Origin of the sequence: Psychrobacter sp. TB15 (assembly GCF_000511655.1) — a bacterium.
Classification (GTDB): Bacteria; Pseudomonadota; Gammaproteobacteria; order Pseudomonadales; family Moraxellaceae; genus Psychrobacter; species Psychrobacter submarinus.
The window spans coordinates 20,459-43,357 of record NZ_AYXN01000036.1 but is presented as its reverse complement, the minus strand read 5'-3'; the positions used below and the strand labels follow the sequence as shown (position 1 = coordinate 43,357).

At 45.1% G+C, this 22,899-nt stretch carries 22 protein-coding genes; 11 read left to right on the top strand and 11 right to left on the bottom strand.

The features are described from left to right. Positions 1-274: 274 nt before the first annotated feature. From W234_RS0108510 to W234_RS0108490, 5 genes are all read left to right on the top strand, one after another. On the top strand, positions 275-1,219 hold the full coding sequence (locus tag W234_RS0108510; RefSeq protein WP_025646442.1) for a metallophosphoesterase: 945 nt from the start codon (positions 275-277) through the stop codon (positions 1,217-1,219). Positions 1,220-1,362: 143 nt separating this feature from the next. Then, on the top strand, positions 1,363-1,908 hold the full coding sequence (gene purE, locus W234_RS0108505; RefSeq protein WP_025646441.1) for a 5-(carboxyamino)imidazole ribonucleotide mutase: 546 nt from the start codon (positions 1,363-1,365) through the stop codon (positions 1,906-1,908). Between the two features lie 207 nt (positions 1,909-2,115). Continuing rightward, a complete protein-coding gene (locus tag W234_RS0108500; RefSeq protein WP_025646440.1) occupies positions 2,116-3,465 on the top strand; it encodes a 5-(carboxyamino)imidazole ribonucleotide synthase in 1,350 nt (449 codons plus the stop codon). Next, on the top strand, positions 3,465-3,914 hold the full coding sequence (locus W234_RS0108495) for a YaiI/YqxD family protein (protein ID WP_025646439.1): 450 nt from the start codon (positions 3,465-3,467) through the stop codon (positions 3,912-3,914). The genes W234_RS0108500 and W234_RS0108495 overlap by 1 nt, the downstream gene beginning before the upstream one ends. Positions 3,915-4,123: 209 nt before the next feature. Then, positions 4,124-4,762, top strand: a complete 639-nt coding sequence (locus tag W234_RS0108490; RefSeq protein ID WP_025646438.1) for an NAD(P)H-binding protein — start codon at positions 4,124-4,126, stop codon at positions 4,760-4,762. A 72-nt stretch (positions 4,763-4,834) separates the two neighbouring features. On the opposite strand, the gene epmA is transcribed toward W234_RS0108490, so the two are convergent. The 3 genes from epmA to W234_RS0108475 form a co-directional block, all read right to left on the bottom strand. Then, positions 4,835-5,854, bottom strand: a complete 1,020-nt coding sequence (epmA, locus tag W234_RS0108485) for an EF-P lysine aminoacylase EpmA (protein ID WP_227501902.1) — start codon at positions 5,852-5,854, stop codon at positions 4,835-4,837. Positions 5,855-5,945: 91 nt separating this feature from the next. Next, positions 5,946-7,052 (bottom strand): 4-phosphoerythronate dehydrogenase, encoded by a 1,107-nt coding sequence (locus W234_RS0108480; protein ID WP_037059447.1) that lies wholly within the window; start codon positions 7,050-7,052, stop codon positions 5,946-5,948. 45 nt (positions 7,053-7,097) lie between these two features. Continuing rightward, positions 7,098-8,234 carry an AI-2E family transporter gene (locus tag W234_RS0108475; RefSeq protein ID WP_025646435.1) on the bottom strand — a complete coding sequence of 379 codons (1,137 nt, stop codon included), beginning with the start codon at positions 8,232-8,234 and terminating at the stop codon, positions 7,098-7,100. 843 nt (positions 8,235-9,077) lie between these two features. Here W234_RS0108475 and W234_RS0108470 point away from each other — a divergent pair. After that, positions 9,078-10,790 (top strand): NAD+ synthase, encoded by a 1,713-nt coding sequence (locus tag W234_RS0108470; protein WP_025646434.1) that lies wholly within the window; start codon positions 9,078-9,080, stop codon positions 10,788-10,790. 146 nt (positions 10,791-10,936) lie between these two features. Next, a complete protein-coding gene (locus W234_RS14330; RefSeq protein ID WP_264673171.1) occupies positions 10,937-11,086 on the top strand; it encodes a transporter associated domain-containing protein in 150 nt (49 codons plus the stop codon). A 56-nt stretch (positions 11,087-11,142) separates the two neighbouring features. On the opposite strand, the gene W234_RS0108460 is transcribed toward W234_RS14330, so the two are convergent. After that, positions 11,143-11,853 carry a YggS family pyridoxal phosphate-dependent enzyme gene (locus W234_RS0108460; RefSeq protein WP_025646433.1) on the bottom strand — a complete coding sequence of 237 codons (711 nt, stop codon included), beginning with the start codon at positions 11,851-11,853 and terminating at the stop codon, positions 11,143-11,145. A 657-nt stretch (positions 11,854-12,510) separates the two neighbouring features. Between W234_RS0108460 and W234_RS0108455 the strand changes: the two genes are divergently transcribed. Both W234_RS0108455 and W234_RS0108450 read left to right on the top strand, forming a co-directional pair. Beyond that, complete coding sequence (locus W234_RS0108455; RefSeq protein ID WP_025646432.1) at positions 12,511-13,548, top strand: type IV pilus twitching motility protein PilT; 1,038 nt, start codon at positions 12,511-12,513, stop codon at positions 13,546-13,548. Positions 13,549-13,680: 132 nt separating this feature from the next. After that, the gene (locus W234_RS0108450) at positions 13,681-14,802 is read left to right on the top strand and encodes a PilT/PilU family type 4a pilus ATPase (RefSeq protein ID WP_025646431.1); all 1,122 of its coding nucleotides are present in this window, start codon (positions 13,681-13,683) and stop codon (positions 14,800-14,802) included. An 88-nt stretch (positions 14,803-14,890) separates the two neighbouring features. On the opposite strand, the gene fur is transcribed toward W234_RS0108450, so the two are convergent. Then, on the bottom strand, positions 14,891-15,322 hold the full coding sequence (gene fur / locus W234_RS0108445) for a ferric iron uptake transcriptional regulator (protein ID WP_025646430.1): 432 nt from the start codon (positions 15,320-15,322) through the stop codon (positions 14,891-14,893). Between the two features lie 298 nt (positions 15,323-15,620). Here fur and W234_RS0108440 point away from each other — a divergent pair, with 298 nt between their 5' ends. Continuing rightward, positions 15,621-16,067, top strand: a complete 447-nt coding sequence (locus tag W234_RS0108440) for an outer membrane protein assembly factor BamE (protein WP_037059445.1) — start codon at positions 15,621-15,623, stop codon at positions 16,065-16,067. Here W234_RS0108440 and W234_RS0108435 read toward each other — a convergent pair. The 4 genes from W234_RS0108435 to W234_RS0108420 all read right to left on the bottom strand — a co-directional run bounded on the left by W234_RS0108435 (position 16,064) and on the right by W234_RS0108420 (position 19,085). Next, positions 16,064-16,435, bottom strand: coding sequence for an RnfH family protein (locus W234_RS0108435; RefSeq protein WP_227501903.1), 372 nt, complete (start codon positions 16,433-16,435; stop codon positions 16,064-16,066). The two genes, W234_RS0108440 and W234_RS0108435, sit on opposite strands and share 4 nt — an antisense overlap. Further along, positions 16,423-17,586 carry a hypothetical protein gene (locus W234_RS0108430; RefSeq protein WP_025646427.1) on the bottom strand — a complete coding sequence of 388 codons (1,164 nt, stop codon included), beginning with the start codon at positions 17,584-17,586 and terminating at the stop codon, positions 16,423-16,425. Before W234_RS0108430 ends, W234_RS0108435 begins: the two co-directional genes overlap by 13 nt. A gap of 201 nt (positions 17,587-17,787) precedes the next feature. Then, on the bottom strand, positions 17,788-18,456 hold the full coding sequence (locus W234_RS0108425; protein ID WP_025646426.1) for a c-type cytochrome: 669 nt from the start codon (positions 18,454-18,456) through the stop codon (positions 17,788-17,790). A gap of 293 nt (positions 18,457-18,749) precedes the next feature. Continuing rightward, positions 18,750-19,085: a c-type cytochrome gene (locus W234_RS0108420; protein ID WP_025646425.1), complete on the bottom strand. Its 336-nt coding sequence runs from the start codon at positions 19,083-19,085 to the stop codon at positions 18,750-18,752. A 270-nt stretch (positions 19,086-19,355) separates the two neighbouring features. Between W234_RS0108420 and yihA the strand changes: the two genes are divergently transcribed. Beyond that, entirely contained in the window at positions 19,356-20,114 is a 759-nt protein-coding gene (gene yihA, locus W234_RS13860; protein WP_037059442.1) for a ribosome biogenesis GTP-binding protein YihA/YsxC, read from the top strand. 111 nt (positions 20,115-20,225) lie between these two features. Here yihA and W234_RS0108410 read toward each other — a convergent pair whose 3' ends face one another. Continuing rightward, the gene (locus W234_RS0108410; RefSeq protein ID WP_025646424.1) at positions 20,226-20,930 is read right to left on the bottom strand and encodes an HAD-IA family hydrolase; all 705 of its coding nucleotides are present in this window, start codon (positions 20,928-20,930) and stop codon (positions 20,226-20,228) included. Between the two features lie 64 nt (positions 20,931-20,994). Continuing rightward, positions 20,995-22,005 carry an RluA family pseudouridine synthase gene (locus tag W234_RS0108405; protein ID WP_025646423.1) on the bottom strand — a complete coding sequence of 337 codons (1,011 nt, stop codon included), beginning with the start codon at positions 22,003-22,005 and terminating at the stop codon, positions 20,995-20,997. Between the last annotated feature and the right edge of the window lie 894 nt (positions 22,006-22,899).

The window sequence follows — 22,899 nt, the reverse complement described above, 5'->3', positions numbered from 1 at the left end:
ACAAATAGGCACTGCTGATCGCTAAAATTGTTCCAGACAAGGCGCAAAGCGACGATAATGCAGATGCCTTAGCTAGATTTGCAACGCAGTATGGCGCAATTTTAGCATCAGCCGTAGGGACAGGACTCTTTTTTGCCGCTTCATTGGTAAAAATAGACGCTTAGAGCGACTAAACTTACTATTTTTACCTTCGAATCGTCTAAAAAATAGTCTCTGTCAGTGCCATGGCTGAATGTTCAACACGCCCTATATGAGATAAATTAGATTAGCCGTTATGATTATAGATATTATTGGTGATATTCATGGTTATGCAGATAAACTTGCTGGGTTATTGACTCAGTTGGGTTATGTGCATAATGGTGAGTATTACGTACCACCTGCCAACCACCGCGCCTTATTTATTGGTGATTTGATTGACCGTGGCTCGCAGCAACTACGGACGCTCGAGATCGTCTTTGCGATGCTCGATGCTGATGTTGCTGACGCTGTCATGGGTAATCATGAATATAATGCACTGGCTTATGCAACGCTTGATCCTTATGACGAGGCTCAGTATTTGCGCTCGCATACTGAGCTGCATACTCGCCAGCATGAGGCATTTTTGGCAGAAGCGCCGTTTAACTCTACCAGCCATCACTATTGGCTTGAGCGCCTCTATGAGATTCCGCTTTGGCTTGAGACTGACTACGCCTGTTTTGTCCATGCTTGCTGGGATGTTGATAGTATGGCGATACTCAAACCCTTGCTGACCGCTGATAATTGCCTAACAAAAAATGCGTTGGTCATGACCTCGCAGCAGCCTAGTGTACATTTTGACGCCTTAGAGCGGGTGTTAAAAGGGGTAGAGACGCCGCTACCCGAGGGTTTAGTCATGGTTGATAAAGAAGGCACTGAGCGCTCACGAGTCCGCGTACGTTGGTGGCTTGATGAGCTGAATAAAAAAACCCTTCATGAAGTAGCACGGGCGCCCCAATCAGGCTTGGCGCAAATCCCAAAAGATGCGCTAGCTGAAAATATCGACTTCGCCCTCAAGACCGATAAGCCTGTATTTGTGGGTCACTACTGGCTAACCGGTGAGCCGCAGCTGCTGAGCCCGCAGGTAGTCTGTATCGATTATTCAGCGGCGGTCGATAGTGGCTACTTGACGTGTTATCAGCTCGATACTGAGCAGCCATTGCCGCTAGATAATGCTAATTTTGTGCAATACCGTCATGAGTAGATGATTTATAGTTCATTACTAAGTCTACTAGCGTTAATAAAGCCGAAAACCTTATCATTTACATCTATCAGCTTATTATAAAAACTTGTCTTTACGGCAGTAGGGAAACTTTTGTATGATGGGCTTTTTGAGGATATTGCATCATGAGCACACCACCTGTCGAACAACCAAGCCCTATTGCCTCCCCAGCTGGTCAGCCAAAAGTCGGTCTCATTATGGGCTCGCAGTCTGATTGGGCCACTATGAGCGCGGCCGCGCAGCTATTAGCGGATTTCGATATTGCCTTTGCTTGTGAAGTAGTCTCCGCTCATCGTACGCCAGATAGGTTATTTGACTACGCTAAAAGTGCCAAAGACCAAGGCTTACAGGTGATCATTGCAGGCGCAGGCGGCGCAGCGCATCTGCCTGGTATGTGCGCTAGTCAAACCTCCCTACCCGTATTGGGCGTACCGGTGAAGTCCTCTATGCTCAGCGGCTGGGATAGTCTGCTTTCTATCGTACAAATGCCAAAGGGCGTCGCTGTCGGCACTTTAGCCATTGGTACCGCGGGCGCTTATAACGCTGCGTTATTAGCTATTCAAATACTAGCGCTACATGATGAAGCAATCGCTAATAAATTACATGAGCTTAGAGAGCAGCAAACACAGACTATCTTAGCTAGCCCAACGCCTGGTATCATTAATAGCTGATAGTTAGTGTACAAAGCAGCTAAATGATTAGAAAATCGCTTTTTCAGTCGTTTCACTTGATATTTATTATCAGATGCGTTTAACTAAACCTAAGGTGCCTATAACGATAGCGCACCTTTTCTTATTTTTACTCTGTTCCAAATCGCTTATTTTAAATCCCTAGAAAACCCAACTCACTGTACCCATTGCTAAATAAAAGAGCCTGTTATGACCACCGCCAATGCCTATCCTACTTCTCAAACTATTCGTACCATCGGTATCTTAGGTGGTGGCCAGCTCGGCATGATGCTCGCTGAAGCTGCTCTGCCGCTTGGCTATCAGTGTGTGTTTTTGGAGGACAATGCCGCTTGTCCAGCCAGCCTTTACGGTACGGTTTATCATAGCGAACAGCTAGAGGACTTTATCGCCGCCGCTGACGTCTTTACTCTCGAGTTTGAGAACACACCGGCACAAACCGTACAGAAGCTCGCCAATCTAGCAAAATCAGGTAAAAATAAAGGCATGTTCCCGCCTCCTATCGCTCTAGATGTCGCGCAAGATCGCCTAAAAGAAAAGCAGATGTTCAATGAGCTAGATATCGCCACAGTGCCGTTTAGGGCCGTGCATTCATTGGCCGAGCTGCAGCAAGCTTGCCAAGACTTAGGGCTGCCTATCGTTTTGAAGACCAGCCGCGGCGGCTATGATGGCAAAGGTCAATATGTCATCAAAGAAGACAGCGACATTAAAGCGGCTTGGCAAGCGCTCAAAGACGCGGTATCGGGTAAAGGTAGTCTCACCCCTACTCCTGCACCGCTGATCGCTGAAGGCTTTATCAACTTTAGCCGCGAGGTGTCCATCATTGCAGCGCGTGGACAAGCAGGAGAGGTGCGCTGTTATGAGCTGGTAGAAAACCATCATCATCACGGTATACTCGCCAAGACTCGAGCGCCAGCTGTCGGCACAAGCCACTTATTTCCTAAGGCAAAAGCGGCGATGACTACGCTGATGAATCATCTCGACTATGTCGGCGTCATGGCGCTTGAGCTTTTCGTCAGTAAAGACGCGCAAGGTCACGACTATCTGCTAGCCAATGAGATCGCGCCGCGCGTGCACAACTCTGGACACTGGAGCATTGAGGGGGCGATTACTAGTCAATTTGAGAATCATATCCGTGCGGTCGTAGGTTTGCCATTGGGCGATACTGACAATATTCATCCAGCGATTATGGTCAATGTTTTAGGACAATACCCTGATATCAAGGACGCACTCGCTATCGATGGCGCGCACTATCACAGCTATCATAAAGAAGAGCGTGAAGATCGTAAAATCGCTCATATTACCTTGATGCCAAACGACGTGGCTGATCTAGACCCTGCTTTAGCTAAGCTTGTCGCAGTATTGCCAAACAAAGTCGGATTAGATAAAACCACCGAACTATCCACTAACACTAAAGACGCAAACTCTGAGGCTAGCGCTATAAGTGAGGATAAGACGCAAACCACTTCAGCAGCTAGCGAAACCGCTGCTACTAATAGCAGTCCTACAGTTAAAGAAACCAATCACAAGGCCAAAAAATAATGCAGATCTGGGTGGACGCTGATGCGGTGCCAATCGTTGCCAAAGACTTGATTATCAAGACCGCTGAGCGCACGCAAACCATGGCGATATTTGTCGCCAACCAACCCATTAAGCTGCGTAAATCACCGCTGCTTTTAATGACGGTCGTGCCGCATGGTTTTGATAAAGCCGATGACTATATCGTTGAGCAGATTCAGGCAGGTGATTTGGCTATCACTAGCGACATTCCCTTAGCGAATGACATACTCGAGAAAGGCGGAATGGTTTTGACCCCGCGCGGGATGGTTTATGATAAAAACAACATCAAGCAAAAGCTCAATATGCGCGACTTTATGGATACCATGCGCGGTACGGGAATGTTAGAGCTACAAGAGATGAGTGGTCAAAAACCTTATGGCGAGCGCGACAAAAAAGCTTTTGCCGACGGTCTGAATCGTTTGGTACGCTAAAGCTTCAAGCAAGTTTTTACATGACTTGCTTGTTTTGCAAAGCGTATACAGTCTGCTACCAAACACTATGTAATAGGCACTTACGCTCACTCAAGATACTATCTATTTTTGTTATGCTAGTTTTAATTTCTTAAAACATGTAAACAAAGTAAACACTTAAACAAAATTCAAAATCTTAAGAGAATTAATCAATAAAAATAGGATAGTATATGAAAATTTTAGTAATAGGCACTAGTGGCCGTGTTGGTAATGATTTAGTCAAACAACTGCTAGCCGAGAATCATCAAGTCATCGGTACCACTCGTCAAGAAGAGCAACTGTTCTCTGACGATAATTACACTCAGCTAGATTTAGATATTATGGCTGACAAAGACAACATCCAGCAGCAGCTAGAGGATGATATAGAAGCGGTATACTTTGTGGCAGGTTCCGGCGGCAAAGAGATATTAGAAGTGGATCTGCATGGTGCGGTAAAGACAATGCAAGCGGTGCAAGACAAAGGTATTAAGCGCTATATCATGCTCAGCACTGTGTTTTCTTTAGACACCAGCAAGTGGGATAACGAAGGCATTAAAGATCTAAAAGGCTATTATATCGGTAAGCACTACGCCGATCAGTGGTTGGTCAATGATAGCAGCCTTGATTATACTATCGTGCAGGCAGGTGCACTAAAAGAGCGAGCTGGCACAGGCAAAATCGCTATCGACAAAGATGAAGCCGGTGAAAATGCTATCGAAGATGTCGCAGCGACTTTGGTTGCGGTATTAAATGCCGATAATACTAGCAAAAAGGTCTTTAACATCCAAAATGGCGAGACCGCTATCAAAGAAGCGATTGCCAGTGTATAAACGCTAGCGTTTGTCTAAAACAAGAGCAATTTGTTAAAGAAGGATAAGTTATTGAACTTATCCTTTTCTTATTTACGCCAAACCACTTGGCAACGCGATCACCTCTGAGAGCTTGTCAGCGCCAGTGAGCACCATAAGCAGTCTATCTACTCCTAACGCTATGCCGCTACACGGCGGCAAATCATCGCAAGCTGCTAGTAAGTACTCATCTATCGGCATCTGCGCCAAACCATGCGCTACGCGCTGCCTATTATCCGCCTCAAAACGCTCCCTCAAAGCTTGCCCATCTGCTAGCTCATCATAAGCATTCGCAATCTCAATACCGTCTATATAAAGCTCAAAGCGTTTGGCAATCAGGTTACCTTCTTTATCGAGACAGGTTTTGGCTAGCGCCGCTGTAGCGGGCGGATAATCGATAATCAGTGTGGGCAAATCATGACCGAGCTTAGGCTCCACGAGATGACTAAACAACAGATCAAGCCAGCCTTGCCGCATCTCTTCGCTATCTACCGCAAGTGGCTCTGGCGGCGCGATATCTATATTCGCCAGCCCCTTATCTTCTGCTACCGCTTTTAGCGCCTCAAGGCTAGCGCTTAGCGGATGAATACCGACATGATCCATAAACGCATCAATGTAACGGTAATGATTCATAATAACCGGATAGCCATACAGCGCTTCTAGCAGCTTGCCCAACTCTTCAGCCAAATCGTTCAAGCTATAGTGCGGCTGATACCACTCTAGCATCGTAAACTCGATATTGTGCCGCGAGCCGATTTCGTTGTCCCGAAATACCGAGCAAATCTGATAAATCGCCACTTGCCAGCTGGCAAGTAAACGCTTCATCGCAAATTCAGGAGAAGTATGCAAATAAAAGGGTCGCGGTTTATCTTGATAAGTGACCCGAGCAGCAACCGACTGCAAAAAAGTATCGGTATTCGCCGCTTGTGAGAGGAGCGGTGTCTGTACTTCTAACACTTGGCGCTGAGCAAAAAACTGACGAATCGCCACTAGCATCTGCACACGCCTACGCGCCATCTCTAAGGTCATGGTTGGGGCGTAAGCGGGCTTATCAGTGCGCCTATCATCTGACATAGTGATACTCATTATTGTTTACTACTAATCGGCTATTTTCAATGCTCATTGAATGTTCACTGGTTACTATTTTATGGCGAATTTACTTGGGCTATGACTGCCATTCACGGCGCAGATGATAGTCGCGCCTGAGCTGGTCAAAGTCATGGCCATTTACTTGCCCATCCTTAACTGTCGCGCGCAGCTGCTCATCGTCTTGTTTGATATCGTAGAATCTATCTAGTTTATCAGGATTGGCTTTTAGCTCTGACCACAGATATAGGTTATCTGGCAGCAAATTGTGCATAGACTGAGAAAGTGTAATTTTGAGCTCATCGCATAGCGCATCGTAGATCATTTGCGTACCGCGTAGTTTACCTTCTAGGCTATAGCCAGCGATGTGCGGTGTGGCGATAGCAAGCTTGCCGAGTAATGACTCAGCCACCTGCGGCTCATGCTCGAATACATCGAGCACCACTTGCCGATGGCTACGCTCGATATCCGCTGCTAACGCTGTCGCTTCAACTACCGGTCCACGGGCACTATTGATAAGTAACGTATCGGTAGGCATCTTCTGCAAAGCTGCCATATCGATCATATGATAGGTGGGATAGTCGCTAGTCTTTTTATCCGTTAAAGGCACATGCAAGCTGACAACATTGCTTTGTAGCACTTGCTCAAAGCTTGCATTATTGAACTTCGACGGCGGCAATAAAGGGTCATAGCCGAGCACTTGCCAGCCTAAGTCAGTGGCGTATTGCGCCAATGTGTTGCCGATATTACCTAAACCGATAATCCCTAAGGTTATGCTCTTAGACCAGTACTCTGGCCGCAAAGTCAAAATCGCAGTGAGCACATATTGGGCCACTGAATGCTTGCTAGAGCCTGCTGCATTCGCAAAATGAATATTACGCGCGCTCAGATAGGCCTGATCAACATGATCAGTGCCGATAGTAGCCGAACCGATAAATGTCACGCTACGATTATCCGCTAATAGCGACTCATTGATAGGCGTGACAGAGCGGATTAACAGCACGTCGGGCTGATGGGTAGCGAGCAATTGCGCGTCAATCTCACGCCCTGCTACGCGAATAATGTTGACCGTTTGCTGAGTGTTTTTGCCAAGCGTCTGCGCATTAAAAAACTCATCAAGGCTTGCGATGTTGCTATCGGCAATGATAGTCAAAGTAGCCGTTTTATCAGCTTTAGCATTAGACATAGTTAGGCTTCTTTTAAGATAGGGAGTATAAGTTTACCGCGCGTTTTAGCTTTTGCTATCCGGCTTATCTATTAGCGCGACAATGCCATCACCTGACAGTACCACATCTTGCGAGGCAAAGATCTCATTTTTATGATTAGAAATCCACTCTCGCCACACAGCCAAACCGATAGCTAGCACGACTGGGCCAATAAACAGACCAACAAAACCAAAAGCCGTCAAGCCGCCTAATACGCCAATAAAAATAATAATAAAAGGAATCTTAGTCGCGCCGCTAATAACAATCGGCCGAATCAAATTATCGACCCAGCTGATGACCAGTATGCCCCACAGCGCTAGCCCAATACCCTCTGTCGTGTGACCTTGGCTTAACAGCCAAATCGACACCGCTCCCCACGCAAATGGTGTACCAAAAGGAATCAAAGCTACGATAAAGGTGATAATCGTTAATAAGATAGGGCTCGGAGAATTAGAGAAGTAATAACCAATACCGGCGAGCAAAGCCTGCGCCAATGCCGTCAAGCCAATGCCATAGACTACTGCCTGTGTCGTGGTACCGACAGAGTCGATATAGCCATCGATACGGTTACCGATGATATTACGCAGCGCCTGTCTGATTTGGCGCATCAAGCTATTACCATCGCGGTAGAAGAAAAACAGCGTCATCAGTGCCATACCAAGCTTCGCTAAACTACTGAACACAACATCAAATGCCACTTTACCATAGTACAAATGCGACTGTATCCAAGTTCGAAACGCTTCAAGCGCGCCTTCAGGGTTTTTATTGATACTCCAAAGAATGTCTTTAATCTGCTGACCAATCACCGGTAAGTCTTTGATCGCATCTGGCACATCTAGATAGCCCGCCTTGACGCGGTAGATGATATTACTATACAAGCTCAGCGCTTCTTGCTGCAAGATAAACACCCCAACCAGCAAAGGCACGCCTATGATTAAGCTGATGCTAACCGTCATAATGCCGGCGCTAACGCCTGAGCTAAACTTCGCCTTTTCATTAAAAAACTTATAAATAGGAAAAGTGACGTAAGCTAAAATGGCCGCCCATAGCGCAGGTATGATAAAAAACTGTATCACCTGAAAGCACAGAATGAACAATACCACTAACAGCGTTATCGCCAGCAAGCGCTGAATAATAAACTCTTTTGTCCAGTTTTCAATCATAGCTATCAACCAAGAAGGCACCATAAAAACCGCGAGATTTTTATCGTAAAATGTATAAATATAACGATATGACACTGCTAAAAAGTATAGCGCTCATAAAGACAGACTTAATAAGGTATGTTTGCTGTTTCGCGCGCCAGTACTGCCAGTACTTATTTATAAACCCGCTAGCGCTATCTTAGCCAAAGTGCTACCTGACGATACTACAAATAGGATAACTATTGACGGGATAACCCGTAATAGAAAGTAGACTACTCATAAGCTAGTTTTACTTATTTAAAGCTAAATCTTTTTAGTTACAGCATGAAGGAGCAAAGGCCTAATCGTCGATAGCTATTATGCAATAAGCCTCTACAGAACAGTAATAGTATGTTGTAATTTTTACTTACAATTTTATGCCTGAGGTTGCTTAAAACTAAAGAGGAGCTGTATTTTTGATAAAGGATAATACCTCTAAAACAAGCGCAACTAGCCGATAAATCTAACCCAACCTGCAATTCTTATCATGAACACTAGTCAGTCATCTACTAGGCTAAATGACCGCAGCATTCTCTTAGGTTTGGTAATTGATGTTATACTAAAGGCATTGTGCTCGTTTTTTAACTGCTCTCAGACGATCCCTCGATAAGATGGCTTTTAAAGAGTAGCGCTAGGGTTATTCTGCTTTTGCATCTAGTATTTTAGATGTCAAAAGCTTAATTATAATGATTTTAGCTTAGCAGTTTTGCTGGCAAATAACAGCCCTAACCCTGAGCACAACCCAAAAAAATAACAATGCATTTTTTATTTTGCTCGACTTATAACCATTCACTACTCAGATAATATATCTATAGGAAAATAACAATGTCAAAAGACAACAACTCAAATTCTGCTGACAAAGGCGGAGTTAATCATGCCCAAGCGAATGCTGACACGGGTGCTAATAATGCTACCGGCAATGTCACTTTTGCGTTGGCGCAATCGCATTTTTTAGTCGGCGATATCAATACCAATACCGATAAAATGCGCAAACTGGCCATCGAAGCTCGAGAACAAGGCGCTGATGTCATTATCTTTCCGGAGCTGGCCTTGCTTGGCTATCCGCCGCAAGACCTATTACTGCGCCCTAGCCTTTCAGGGCGAGTCAAAAGCGCGCTATCGGCGCTCAGTGACATCGAAAACATCGTGATGATTGTCGGCTATCCTCATGTCGATCATCATGGTACTTTTAACTCAGCAGCTATCTTACATAATGGTCATCAAAAGGGCTTTTATCACAAGCAAATCCTGCCAAACTACGGCGTGTTTGATGAGCGCCGTTACTTTGATAAAGGCCGTAATCAGGTTTTATTCGACTACAAAGGTCTCACTATTGGTCTGCTCATCTGTGAAGACTTATGGGAAAAAGCGCCTATCAGCGATCTCAAAAAACAAGGCGCTGATTTGGTCATTAGCCTTAACGCCTCGCCTTTTGAGCTTGATAAACAAGACAACCGTAAGGCCATGCTAGCCAAACGCAGCAGCGAGCAGCAGTTGCCCATTTTATATCTCAATGCTGTCGGTGGCCAAGACGACTTAGTCTTTGATGGCGGCTCGATGGTGGTGCAAGCAGACGGCACTATCGCTCACGAAGCGCCAAGATTTATGGAGCAGCTATTATTGGCCAGCCTAGATGTCAGCACTGCAAAATTTGACACTCAGCAAAAAGCGCCCTTGAGCCTAAGCCGTGAGTCTGAGATGTATCAAGCCTTAGTCGTTGGTCTACGAGACTATGTCAATCACTCAGGATTTACTGGGGTAATTATTGGCTTATCAGGCGGTATCGACTCAGCACTGACCTTATGCATCGCCGTTGATGCGCTAGGTGCGGACAAAGTTTATGCGGTGATGATGCCTTATGAGTACACCTCAAAGATCAGCTTGGAGGACGCGCAAGCACAAGCACGCCGCTTAAACGTCTCTTATACCGTCTGCCCGATCTTCGATGCTGTTGAAGGCATTCGCCATACGCTAGCGCCTTTATTTAACAAATCACCGGCCGATACGACCGAAGAGAATATCCAAGCGCGCGCTCGCGGCGTTATCTTGATGGCACTATCCAATAAGTTTGGGCATTTGGTCATTACTACCGGTAATAAGTCGGAGCTGGCGGTCGGCTACTCAACTTTATACGGTGATATGGCAGGCGGCTTTGATGTGCTAAAAGACGTGTACAAATCACAAGTTTATGATTTAGCCAGTTACCGCAATCGCTTGGAGGACACGCCTGTTATTCCTGAGCGCGTCATTACGCGTCCGCCATCGGCTGAGCTGCGCCCTGATCAAAAAGACCAAGACAGCTTGCCTGACTACGATACCTTAGATGCTATCTTGACCCTTTATGTTGATGAAGACATGGGTTATCAAGAAATTATCGATAAAGGCTATGAAGCAAAGCTTGTCGCCAAGACGATCAAGATGGTAGATAATAGCGAGTACAAGCGTCTACAAGCGCCAATCGGTACTAAGATCAGTCACAAAGCCTTTGGCCGTGAACGCCGCTATCCACTGGTTAATAAATGGTCTATTAAAGGCTAAGCCCGCTTGTTACAGTCGTCTCACTTTTATTATTAGCTGGGTGCTTGCCCAGCTTTTTTAGTTTTTATAAATAAGTTTTTTGGTTTATTCCCTACTTATCTATCATTTTATATCCGAGTACGTCATGAGCTTGCTAACACGAAACCATCAGCGGCTTTATGATGTATATGCTACGTAAAATCCCAAAAAAGACCGATACGATTGAATATGCCAATTATCGCTTTGAGATTTTGGCGACACAGCATCTAAAAATCAATCAGTTGCTGGTTACTAAGTTGGATGACGATACTCAGTAATCATGTTAAAACAACGCTAAAATAATGCTTAATAACGGTACTTCACCGTAGAGACCCTAATCACGCGCGCCAAAAATAGCGCTGCCAACGCGTACCATCGTTGAGCCCTCTGCTATCGCCTCGGTCATATCAGCGCTCATACCCATGCTAAGGGTGTCCCATGAGCTCAGCTCTGTATGAGCCTGTCGCACCTCATCAAACAGCTGCTTGGTGCGAGCAAAAGCGTCGGTGTCCGCTTTGGCAGGGATAATCATCAGGCCGCGCAATTGTAAGCGCTCATACCCCTTAACAGTCGCTATCAGCTCTGGTAGCTGCTCAGGCGTACATCCAGACTTACTCTCCTCGTCATCGATATTGAGTTGAATTAAGACATTAAGGGCTGTCATATTATCAGGACGCTGATCATTTAAGCGCTTGGCAATAATGTCACGCTCAAGCGTTTGTACCCAATCAAAATGCTCAGCGATATCGCGGGTTTTATTACGCTGAATACTACCGATATAATGCCAGACGATATCTTCTGTCGCCGCCTCTGCTCGCAGTTGAGTAATCTTATCCAGCGCTTCTTGTAGATAGTTCTCACCAAAGTCGCGCTGACCTCTCTGCGCTAGAGCTTTTATTCTCTCTACAGGTTTGGTCTTAGAGACGGCTAACAGCTTGACATCATCTATATGGCGAGAGCTTTGCTTGCACGCCTCTGCCACTTCTGCGTTGACTTGTTGCCAGTTATTTATCAATTCATCAGTTGCCCGATTATCAGTATTCATAAGTCACTCAGGTGTTGTAAACATTTTAAAGGTGTCTTTCGCGTCTTATAGTAAACTCAATTTAAAAGTATTATAGCGCTACTGGGGTGAATTTTCCGCAGCCTCTGTGATAGCAGCACGCAAGAAAAATTTATACCAGTAGCGCATTTGAATTGATGACAATTTTATTTTTAATAGACTATAGACCAAGATAAGCTAAATATATCAAATTAGGGCGTGTTGAACATTCAAATATTAGGACTGCTGATAGATAAAATCGCACCAAACTAGGCGTAAACCGACGATAATGTCGAGGCCTTAGCTAGGTTTACAACACCGTTTGGGGTGATTTTAGCATCAGCCCTTTGGGGCGGGGCTCTTTTTTGCCAATACATGGCGAAATTGTCTATCCTAGAATGACTAGGATTCGAAAATTTCACTGCGTATTGCCTGTAAAATAGCCGCCGCCAGTGCCACATTTGAATGTTCAACACGCCCTAATCTATTTTTGCATTTTATTTATATAGCAGATGGTTATATGAGCCTAGTCTTGTTATGATATTGTTACACGAATTAACGTAAGCGTATGAGTCGCTTATCTTAATTGTACTGGTTATACAAAACTGATTGCCAAGAACTGATCAATAGGAAAGCCCTATCATGACTAAAAAAAGCGCTATAAGTATCGAAGACTTATTGCAGTTCACCGTCAAGCACAAAGCCTCTGATCTACATATCTCAGCAGGAATGCCAGCGATGATTCGAGTCGATGGCGAGATGACACGCATCAACATGCCGGCGATGAGCCATCAAGTCGTTCATCAGCTCATTTATGACATCATGAATGATAAGCAGCGCGCTGACTTTGAAGAGTTTTTTGAGACGGATTTTTCTTTTGCTATACCCAATTTAGCACGCTTTCGGGTTAACGCTTTTAATCAAGACCGCGGCGCAGGAGCCGTATTTCGGACGATTCCCTCGACTGTTTTGACTCTAGAAGATTTAGGCATGGGGGATATATTCAAAAAAGTCTCAGACTTTAAGCGCGGTATTGTCTTGGTTACCGGTCCGACAGGCTCTGGTAAATCAACGACTCTCGCGGCGATGATCGATTATATCAACGAGACTCGTAAAGAGCATATCTTGACTATCGAAGACCCTATCGAATTTGTGCATCAGTCTAAAAAAAGCTTAATCAATCAGCGCGAAGTGCACCGCGATACCTTAGGTTTTGAGCCAGCACTACGCTCAGCTTTACGTGAAGATCCCGACGTGATATTGGTCGGTGAGCTACGTGACCTTGAGACTATTCGGCTGGCACTTACCGCGGCTGAAACGGGTCATTTAGTGTTTGGCACTTTGCATACCAGCTCAGCGGCGAAGACTATTGACCGGGTCATTGACGTTTTCCCAGCTGCCGAAAAAGACATGATTCGCGCTATGCTATCAGAGTCTCTACAAGCAGTCATCTCACAAACCTTGCTACGTCGTCAGACTGGCGGCCGTATTGCGGCCCACGAGATTATGCTTGGAACCCCTGCTATTCGTAACCTGATTCGCGAAAATAAAATCGCCCAGATGTACTCGTCGATTCAGACCAGTGCTGGCGACGGTATGATTACCCTTGATCAAACTTTAAAGAATTTAGTTAGCCGAGGTACGATATCGCGGGAAGTTGCGCGTCCTTATGCCAAGCAGCCTGAGACTTTTTTATAGCGCATATAGGCCGTCACAGTATCTTACGAGACTAGGCAGTAACTGGCTAATGAGTAACAGAGATTGCGAAAGGATTTATATAGCTTTTTAACTTAGAGATTTTTAATTTTATTATTATAGTTTGGGAAAACCATGGACTTCGAAAAACTGCTGCAACTCATGATTGCAAAAAACGGTTCCGATCTGTTTATTACCGCTGATGTCGCACCTTCTATGAAGGTCAATGGCCAGATTTTTCCGATTGGTAAAACACCGCTCAATGGCGAGCAAACCATGAAGCTGGTCAAAAGCGTCATGACGGGCAGTCAGCAACAAGAGTTTGAAAGCACCAACGAGTGTCAATTTGCCATTACCGATGAAGCACAGCAAGCGCGCTTTCGGGTCAGTGCTTTTGTGCAGCGCGATATGGCGGGCATGGTTCTGCGTAAGATTGAAAGTAAGATTCCAACCGTTGAAGAGCTGGGTCTCCCCGCTTCTTTAAAAGAATTGGCAATGGAAAAACGCGGTATTATCTTATTAGTAGGCGCTACCGGTACTGGTAAATCCACCACTTTAGCGGCGATGATAGGCCACCGTAATAAAAACTCGCACGGTCATATCATCACCGTTGAAGACCCTATTGAGTTTTTGCATGAGCATCAAGGGTGTATCATCACTCAGCGTGAAGTGGGTATCGATACGCACTCGTTTGAAGCAGGGCTAAAAAACACTCTGCGCCAAGCGCCAGATGTTATTTTGATCGGTGAGATTCGTAACCCAACAGTGATGAGCTACGCCATTCAATATGCCGAGACGGGACATTTGGTGTTTGCCACTTTACATGCCAATAATGCCAACCAAGCCATCGATCGTATCATTCACTTTTTTGAAAGCGAGCGTCATACGCAAACCTTTATGGATCTATCGCTTAACCTAAAAGGTATTGTCGCGCAGCAGCTCATTCCTACTGTCAATGGTGAAGGTCGTCGCGCAGCGATTGAGATACTGCTAAACTCGCAATTAATCAGTGATTATATTCGTAAGGGTGAGATTCATGAGATAAAGAATGTCATGACTCGCTCACGTGATAGCGGGATGCAGACCTTTGATCAGGCACTATTCGACTTATACGAAAATGGAGAGATAGAGTACCAAGAAGCGATTAAACACGCCGACTCCCCGAATGATTTGCGCCTACAGATTAAGCTCAATAGTAAAAAGAATAAACGCAGCTTCACCGACAACAGTGAGAGCTTGTCTTTAAATAACAGCTAGTTTTATTTAAAGCATACAAAAAAGCAGCTTACCTTTTTAAGATAAGCCACTAAAAGGAGATGCTGCTTTTTTGCTGCAAGGATATCAGCTATCTAGCGTTATCTTGGCATGCTTGATTATTACAAATGCCGTACAGCACCAAGGAGTGGCCTGATAACTTAAAGCCATGCTCTTTCGCTACTTTGAGCTGCTCTTCTTCGATGACCTCATTATGAAACTCAACGATTTTGCCGCAGATGTCACAAACCAAGTGGTCATGATGCTCCTCTTGGGTGATCTCAAACACCGATAAGTTATTTTCAAAATTATGGCGCTCGACAATGCCAGCTTGCTCGAACTGAGTCAACACTCGATACACGGTCGCTAGCCCAACGTCCTCTCCTTGCTCAATCAGCGCTTTATAGACCTCTTCTGCGCTCATGTGATGACGCTCTGCCTGCTCAAGCAGCTCTAATATTTTCACACGCGGTAAGGTTACTTTTAGCCCCGCTTTACGTAGTTCTTGATTGGTAATCGTCATAATATCCCTTCTGACTGTTAAGTCTTAACAAATAAGAATAAAGAAATCATTATTAAAAGTAGTTAGCCTTATACTGACAATTTAAAGCTAAAATAATGCAGTTATTAGTCGCTAGCATTACCTAGCAACCTTAACGCAAGCTCATGAATTTACACTATAAATCATTAAAAGTAACCCCAAGAGCTGCGTAAATAATGTCGTAAGTGGTAGGCAATTGCAAGTAAATAACGTATCATTTGTTCAAGATTGCCGGCTAGAGTCGCCATAGTGGCGATGCGCCGTGCCCCACCCATTTTTTATGAGTCATCTTACCATGATAAAGTCGCAAGTTCTTCGTACTCCAAATCTTTTATCCTCTAGCAAAATCTCTTTACCAAAAGCCTTTTTGCGTAAAGGGCTACTGGCATTGACCTTGGGCGCTAGCGTTGCCCTATCTGGTTGTTCGCTGTTTAGCGTCTATACGATTGATTTGCCGCAAGGGACACCTATTACCCAAACGCAAGCGCAGAAACTGCAAGTGGGTATGAATCAAAACCAAGTGCTCTACATCCTAGGCAGTCCTGCTATTCGAGATACTCTTGCACCTAATCGCTGGGATTATATTTATGACTATCAGGCCGGCACTGAAGGCAAGCGTAAAGGCATTGCTGATGTCAAAAATGCCAGTCAGCATCTGATCGTGTATTTTGATGAGCAAGGTATCGTTACGCGTATCGAAGGGGTTGACTCACTACCCGTCTCTTAGTTAGATGACTTCGCGACGCTTTTGCTTTTACGCTGAGACATAGGATCAGCGTTTAGGCTGCGGTAGACCTCGATGCGATCGTAAGCTTGCAACTGATAGCTTAGAGGCTGCTTTTGCGCGTACACACCAACGTGCCAAAGCTTAGCTTTTGGCACTTCTACCTCCATCATCTGCTCACACCACACTGCCAGCTCCGCAAACTGCAATAGCCATCCTGCTTGTGCTAACGCCTCATATAGCGTCGTGCCCGCTTTTACAGTGAGCGGTTTATAGTGTTGACGCTGCGCGGTTTCAGCATACGCCAAGTATACGGTAATCATAGAGGATGTCGTAACGGCAGCACTGCTCTTATCCGTTAGCTCGACCACGATAGCACCCAACCGACAAAGGCCAATATCATTGCTAGTGGCACCACTAGACGTATCGCTACACGCCAAAGGTTGTATAGCGCCTCGCTACTAAAATTCAAAGCCTTACGTAAATGGCTAATCTTCATCTGCCAGCCCGCAAAGATCGATAGCAACAGTACTGCGATACTGCTGACGATGACTAATAAACCCACGAGCCATATCGTCGGAACTGCAACCGCTAAGATCGCGACTAATACTAGCGTGAGCACGAGGCTGACGAGCAAGCCAAACTTATGCGCCAATTGCTGAGTACTATAATGCAGCAAATAACTGGCGACAAATAACACCCCAAACCAATAAGACAACTGCCCTATAGGCGGTAACGATAAGGCACTCGTTAATAAAGCGACGACCCCGACCACTAACTGCAATATCCAAATCGGTAATACTCGCTTCGTTGCTGGCAGCTTAGTTTGCGCGCTGCCAGTCGAGAGGCTAGACGTTGAAGTATTAGTAAATGAGCCGCTCTGCTGATCGCTAGATACCGCAGTTATAGATGCTTTACTGACTAAATGCTGCCCAAACCAATACAGCCCTGTACCTGCGCCAACACTAACCAACGCCAAAGCGACAGCGCGCGCCCATTCGCTGAGCGTAATATTAGTCATAGCAAAGTCAATGCTTGGCAAGCCATTAGCAAACCCTAGCAATAACCCTATGATAATGAGTCCTAGCCCAATCGGTAAAGTCGTGGCCCCAAGTAAACTCAATAACACGACTATGACGACTAAGCCGCCTGCCACCGCAAAATGCGGTAGATTAGGCGCACTATTTAGCTCCATCAATGCGGCTAACATGCCACTGCTTGCACCTGATATGACCAGCGCAGCGATGACGATAGTCACTACTGCTGCCAGCCAGCCAAAGCCGCGCCAGACAGGGCTAGCGTCTGCTTCCCGAGTCAGCTTTTGCATTCCGGCCAATGGCGCTTCGACACTGCGGTAAGCTAAGGCAATCTCAGCATACACTACGGGTAGCGACACTAGTAACATCGCCAATAACCACAGTAGCCAAAAATCAATCTGCCCTACTACCTCCGGTGCAAACCAACGAAAAAGTAATAGCGGCAGTAATGCTGCTATAAAATAAGAAGCATAGCGGCTCATCATAATCTCAATCCAAACTAATCTAAGGTTAGTAATAGTACAAAAAATCCGCTCATCTTTAAACGGTATTATTGAATCGATAGTAAATAGTAAAGGTTCAACAGCTATAAAAAAACCCCGAAAACGGGGTTTAATTATCAAACAATGACGATATCAAGTAAGCGATTCACTCAGTTTACCTATTTAACGCTCTAGTTAACTCTTTTAGTGCAGCGCGCTAATGTAGTCTGACAAAATGCGAATATCACGATCTGATAGTCTTGACGATACCATCTGCATCATGCCTTTTTCGCCTTCTTTATCCGCATCGTTGTAGCGCTTTTGCTCATCACCGGTGACATCGTCTTCACGGCCAGCAGCGCGGAACAGTTTAAGCTGATTGGAGATATACTCAGCGTGTTGTCCGCCTAGGCGCGGAAACGCAGCCCAAGAGTTACCCGCACCATCAGGACCATGACAACCGGCACAGCCAATAACGCCACGCGACTTATCACCACCTAAGTAGAGCTTCGTTGCTTCCTCATTGGTCGCCGGATTAGCGAACCCTACGCTCCACACTGGTTGTTCAGAATAGTAACCCGCCACGTTAGCCAAATCTTGCTGTGACAAGTTTGCCACTTGTGACTGCATGATACCATTGACTCGGTAGCCTGATTTGAAGTTGACCAATTGTTTATAGAGATACTTAACGTTCTGGCCACCTAAGTTAGCTTGTGCAGGTACGACACTTACTCCATCGACCCCGTGACAGGCAGCACACACTGTTTCAGCGATTTGTTTACCGGCATTAGCGTCATATTCAGGAACGATAATAGCAGCTTGAACGCTGTAACTTGCAAAACATAAGCTGGCGGCAGCGATTAACTTTTTCATTGATACGAATCCTACTAACTCGGCGTAAGCATTACTTGGAGTATTTGTAATATAAAGGAGCCAGATATCTACGTACAGACATCCGATACATAATAGTCACTGCACTGTCCATACAGCGAGTTGCCTCTTAGGTCTCAATTACAAGCCGCCCAAAAGTACTTACTAACATCAGGGTTTATTTGCGATTATTATAGCAAGACTTTGATGGATTTGCCTACTTAATCGTCATACCTCAGGGTTTTTATCACCAGATTAATCGCCTAAACAGTCAATAACAGGCCATGATTTGGATCTTATTGACTCATATAATCGATTAATTGACGATAATCATCATCACTACACTCATCACACAGGCCGCCCGCTGGCATCTGAATCATGCCGTTTTTTACTGAGCTGACTAAGGCGGGCATTCCTTTTTGCTGTTTTAGCTTAGCCCAACCTGCACTATCACCTTTTTTTATTGCACCCAGCGCACCGCTATCATGGCAAGCGGCGCATGAATTTTCATAGGTCGTGGCAATATCAGCCATAGCGGGGCTACTCATTAGCATGCCACTTAACATCACCGCAGCGAAACTACCGCCCAAAGTACGACTGGTCTTTGCAACCGTTTTGAGTAATGAACGCATCAGACACCTCCTTTGGTGCATGGTTTGTTTTACGACTGTATCTACTAGTATTGTAACAATATATGTCATATTAACATAGGGTACTCCTGTTTACTTATGGTACATTTGACCAGAGCAAAAGCAGTAAGCTATTTTTGAGCTCAACATTTAGTATCATGAGCGCTATCAACACATTCGCGCACTTTGAGTCATCTTAAATACCTATTTGCTTTAATGTTGGGCGGTTATTGATATAATGCTTCTATTAATTATTTCAATAATGAGTCCGTTATGAGCACCCCTTACAGCGACGTTGCTAGTGAGCACGCCGTATTCAACACCAAGTCGCGTCAACGCATTCAGCAGACTGAGTTTATGACCTCAGCGCCTACTTTTCGCCTCTGCCCTCCCGATGCTGGATTGGAGATTGCATTTGCAGGTCGCTCAAACGCTGGTAAATCATCCGCTATCAACGCGTTGACCAATCAGCGCCAGCTTGCTCGCTCCTCCAAGACGCCAGGGCGCACGCAAATGATTAATTTTTTCAAAATTGGCGATACCGATAGACGCTTGGTAGATTTGCCCGGGTATGGTTATGCTGCTGTACCGCTGGAGATGAAAAAAGAGTGGCAAGTGGAGCTTGAGGAATATCTAGTCTCGCGTGAGAGCCTAGCAGGCTTAGTGCTATTGACAGATATTCGTCATCCCTTGAAGTACTTTGATGAGCAAATGCTGCACTGGGCAAAAGAAGGTGAGCTGCCCGTTCATATCTTGCTAACGAAAGCTGATAAGCTCAAATACGGCGCGTCCAAAAACGCTTTGCTCAATATGCGTAAGCACCTCAAAAAAATCGGCTTAGATTGCAGTATTCAGCTGTTCTCTGCGCTGAGAAAAGAAGGTTTAGAGGAGCTGGCCGGAGTGATGGGACATTGGTACGACTACAAGCTTGGGACAGATGGTACTATCGAGCAAGAAGCTAGCGAAACGGTTACAACACAAACTAATGAAATTGAAGTGGACGGCTCTAGCAGTAATAATAGTGAGCACTAAAATGAGTAACCGTTGAATCTGCTTGTTTAAATACTAATTATTGAGCAAAAAAAACAGGCTATCTTTTAATAAGGTAGCCTGTTTTTTTAGGGTTTGTTCGCCGTGCTTGAGTTAACTGGACAATAACTCCGCTAACGCCTCAGGCGTCTGAACTTGATAAGTGGGCTGCTGCGCGGCAAGCTCTGCATGAGTTGCAGTGCCATAATCGACCGCGATGCTCGTCATACCTAGATGATTTGCCATTTGGATATCATAGATACTATCGCCAATATAAACCGCACGGCTGACCGGCTGTTTGCTAAAGCCTAAAATATCATGGAGCATCTGCGGATCAGGTTTGGAGCCTGCTTCATCAGCGCAGCGGGTCATTATAAAATAATGCTCGCTAGCAGAGGCTGATATCACGCGGTCAAGACCGCGACGGTTTTTGCCTGTCGCTACCGCCAGCTGTTTCCCTTGAGCTTTTAGATTTTTTAACATAGCTTCTATCGGCGCAAAAAAAGGTGTGCGCGGGCTATTAGCAATATAGTAATCGGCGTAGCTTTGCTGGATAGCCAACTGCTGCTCGGCGCTTGCCTGCGGATAGAGTATCTCAATGCCGCTCAGTAAACTTAAACCAATGATATTTTTGATGGCTTTATCATCGGTGAAAAACCCATGCGCTTCACCGGCAATGTGCATGGTTTCAACGATTAGCCCGATTGAATCCATCAACGTCCCATCCCAATCAAAGATAATAAGCGCTTTATGGGCTAAATGATGCTCAGGGGATAAATCGGTGGTGGGGATACTGCGCTCAATAGTGGCTTCGGTCATAAATTGGCCTTTAATCTACCTTGTCTCTTCATTTGCTTCTCAAAATTATAGCCGGATAGCTCAGTTATTTTGGTAGCTGAGTTTGCTTAGGGAGCCAGTCCGCCATCTCATCTGGTAGCGGCGCAGTAATCATCTCATAACCTGGTATATCTAAACGCCAAGCATGCAAGCAGAGACGATGGACGCCTGACTTGTCATGGACGTTGTATTTATCATCGCCTAAGATGGCGTGGCCAATATGCGCTAAATGCACACGTATCTGATGAGTACGACCAGTGAGCGGCTTGGCTTCTATTAAGCTGACCGGCTGCTCATTAATGGTAAAACGGCTATGAACGATAATATCGGTCTGGCTGTCTTTGGCTTGCTCGTCCTGCGCGTCAACTTTGACGCGGCGCTCACCATTAGCTACCGTATAGCGCAGCAGTGGCGCATCAATACGCTGCTCGCCCATCACTGGCTGACCTTTGGCAATACACAGATAGTGCTTTTGAATGGTTTTATCAACCAAGTGCTGCTGCAAAGCCTTAAGCGTTGAGCGTTTTTTGGAGATCATGAGCAGCCCTGACGTATCTTTATCGATACGGTGAATCAGCTCTAGATACTTTTTGCCAGTGACCTCGCGCATGGCTTCGATGACGCCAAAATCAAGACCGCTACCGCCGTGTACCGCAATACCTGAGGGCTTGTTGAGCACTATCAATCCGTCATCTTCATAGACCACACGTGCCAGCAGGCTCTCGGCAAATTCTGTACTGATGATAGGTTTTTCGCGAGTCGCTAATTGTACCGGCGCAATACGCACCACGTCTTCACGCTGCACTCTATCATGAGCTTTGCAGCGTTTATTATTAACGCGCACCTCATCTGAGCGAATCATCTTATAGATATGCGCTTTTGGTAGACCTTTTAGGCGGTTCAGCAAAAAGTTATCTAAACGCTGATCGTGCTGATGGCGGGTGACTTCTAAGTAATTCACCTTAGCAAAATTACCAATTTCGTCGTCAGCGCTTTGCGGACGGGTTTTACTATTGAATATTACAGGAGCGTCATGGCTAGGTTTATCATCGGTCATTGTCGAATTCGTCATTTTTAGTTAGGTATTTACACAAAGATTTGTTATAGTTTAGCATGTTGAGCACGAGTGGCGGTAATGCTACGCGTCTCATCCGATTTTAAAGCAAGATATTTGCTAATAAACCAAATACCATTTACTTAATACGCGCATAATGACAGCTTAAATAATAACTTATGTTTAGATGAGGACTTACAACCCTCTGCTTATACATCAGTCAAGGTCGCGCTATTGAGCAAGTAAGAGTAGTTTGAACGGATAATGAATAGCTGACTTACTCAATTAGTTGAAAAACTATTGGCGGTCAAACAGATTGAACCGGTAGCGACGACATCCTACCTACAGCTTAGTAGCTATACTAGTCCCTATTTGCAACACCGTATAAGCATGAGTATTAATAATACAAATTAGTATACATGCCTAAAATGTACCGAAAAAGGTGCTGAACTACGCTGCAAAATAGGGTGACTAACACTTGAATATTTATTTTGTTTGCCAAGTACGCCCCGCTAACCTGAAGTTCCGCTATACCTTATCGAAAAAACGCTCATTATAATGAATGCTTTACTTATAAAATAATAGATAGATAGCTTTTTTGCAGCTCTAAACTGACAACGCGTGACTTACAACCACTGTTGTCAACTGAACGCTTACAAGCACTGTATCAAGGACACTGATTGCTCAAAACGAAAAACTTATCGTTTTGCTGGTTTGCTTATAATGGCAACTATGTCAGGACAACCAAGGTTAGAACAATCGATTTTAGAAGCCTATTTAAATCACAGTTTTGTGACTGCCGCTAAAAAGTAGAATCTATAGCTTTACACCCTCTAGATTTTATCAGGAGCTTGATAAAGCCTTTTAGTCCTTGAAAAGCGTATATAAACGGCTGGT

Bases quoted from the DNA above. Each gene is read 5' to 3' on its own strand.
- W234_RS0108425 (WP_025646426.1), bottom strand. From the start codon at position 18,456: ATGAAAAAGTTAATCGCTGCCGCCAGCTTATGTTTTGCAAGTTACAGC.
- W234_RS0108430 (WP_025646427.1), bottom strand. From the start codon at position 17,586: ATGATGAGCCGCTATGCTTCTTATTTTATAGCAGCATTACTGCCGCTA.
- W234_RS0108475 (WP_025646435.1), bottom strand. From the start codon at position 8,234: ATGATTGAAAACTGGACAAAAGAGTTTATTATTCAGCGCTTGCTGGCG.
- W234_RS0108500 (WP_025646440.1), top strand. From the start codon at position 2,116: ATGACCACCGCCAATGCCTATCCTACTTCTCAAACTATTCGTACCATC.
- W234_RS0108495 (WP_025646439.1), top strand. From the start codon at position 3,465: ATGCAGATCTGGGTGGACGCTGATGCGGTGCCAATCGTTGCCAAAGAC.
- yihA (WP_037059442.1), top strand. From the start codon at position 19,356: ATGAGCACCCCTTACAGCGACGTTGCTAGTGAGCACGCCGTATTCAAC.
- W234_RS0108405 (WP_025646423.1), bottom strand. From the start codon at position 22,005: ATGACCGATGATAAACCTAGCCATGACGCTCCTGTAATATTCAATAGT.
- W234_RS0108470 (WP_025646434.1), top strand. From the start codon at position 9,078: ATGTCAAAAGACAACAACTCAAATTCTGCTGACAAAGGCGGAGTTAAT.
- W234_RS0108450 (WP_025646431.1), top strand. From the start codon at position 13,681: ATGGACTTCGAAAAACTGCTGCAACTCATGATTGCAAAAAACGGTTCC.
- fur (WP_025646430.1), bottom strand. From the start codon at position 15,322: ATGACGATTACCAATCAAGAACTACGTAAAGCGGGGCTAAAAGTAACC.
- W234_RS0108480 (WP_037059447.1), bottom strand. From the start codon at position 7,052: ATGTCTAATGCTAAAGCTGATAAAACGGCTACTTTGACTATCATTGCC.
- W234_RS0108440 (WP_037059445.1), top strand. From the start codon at position 15,621: ATGAGTCATCTTACCATGATAAAGTCGCAAGTTCTTCGTACTCCAAAT.
- purE (WP_025646441.1), top strand. From the start codon at position 1,363: ATGAGCACACCACCTGTCGAACAACCAAGCCCTATTGCCTCCCCAGCT.
- W234_RS0108420 (WP_025646425.1), bottom strand. From the start codon at position 19,085: ATGCGTTCATTACTCAAAACGGTTGCAAAGACCAGTCGTACTTTGGGC.
- W234_RS0108460 (WP_025646433.1), bottom strand. From the start codon at position 11,853: ATGAATACTGATAATCGGGCAACTGATGAATTGATAAATAACTGGCAA.
- W234_RS0108510 (WP_025646442.1), top strand. From the start codon at position 275: ATGATTATAGATATTATTGGTGATATTCATGGTTATGCAGATAAACTT.
- epmA (WP_227501902.1), bottom strand. From the start codon at position 5,854: ATGTCAGATGATAGGCGCACTGATAAGCCCGCTTACGCCCCAACCATG.
- W234_RS0108490 (WP_025646438.1), top strand. From the start codon at position 4,124: ATGAAAATTTTAGTAATAGGCACTAGTGGCCGTGTTGGTAATGATTTA.
- W234_RS0108410 (WP_025646424.1), bottom strand. From the start codon at position 20,930: ATGACCGAAGCCACTATTGAGCGCAGTATCCCCACCACCGATTTATCC.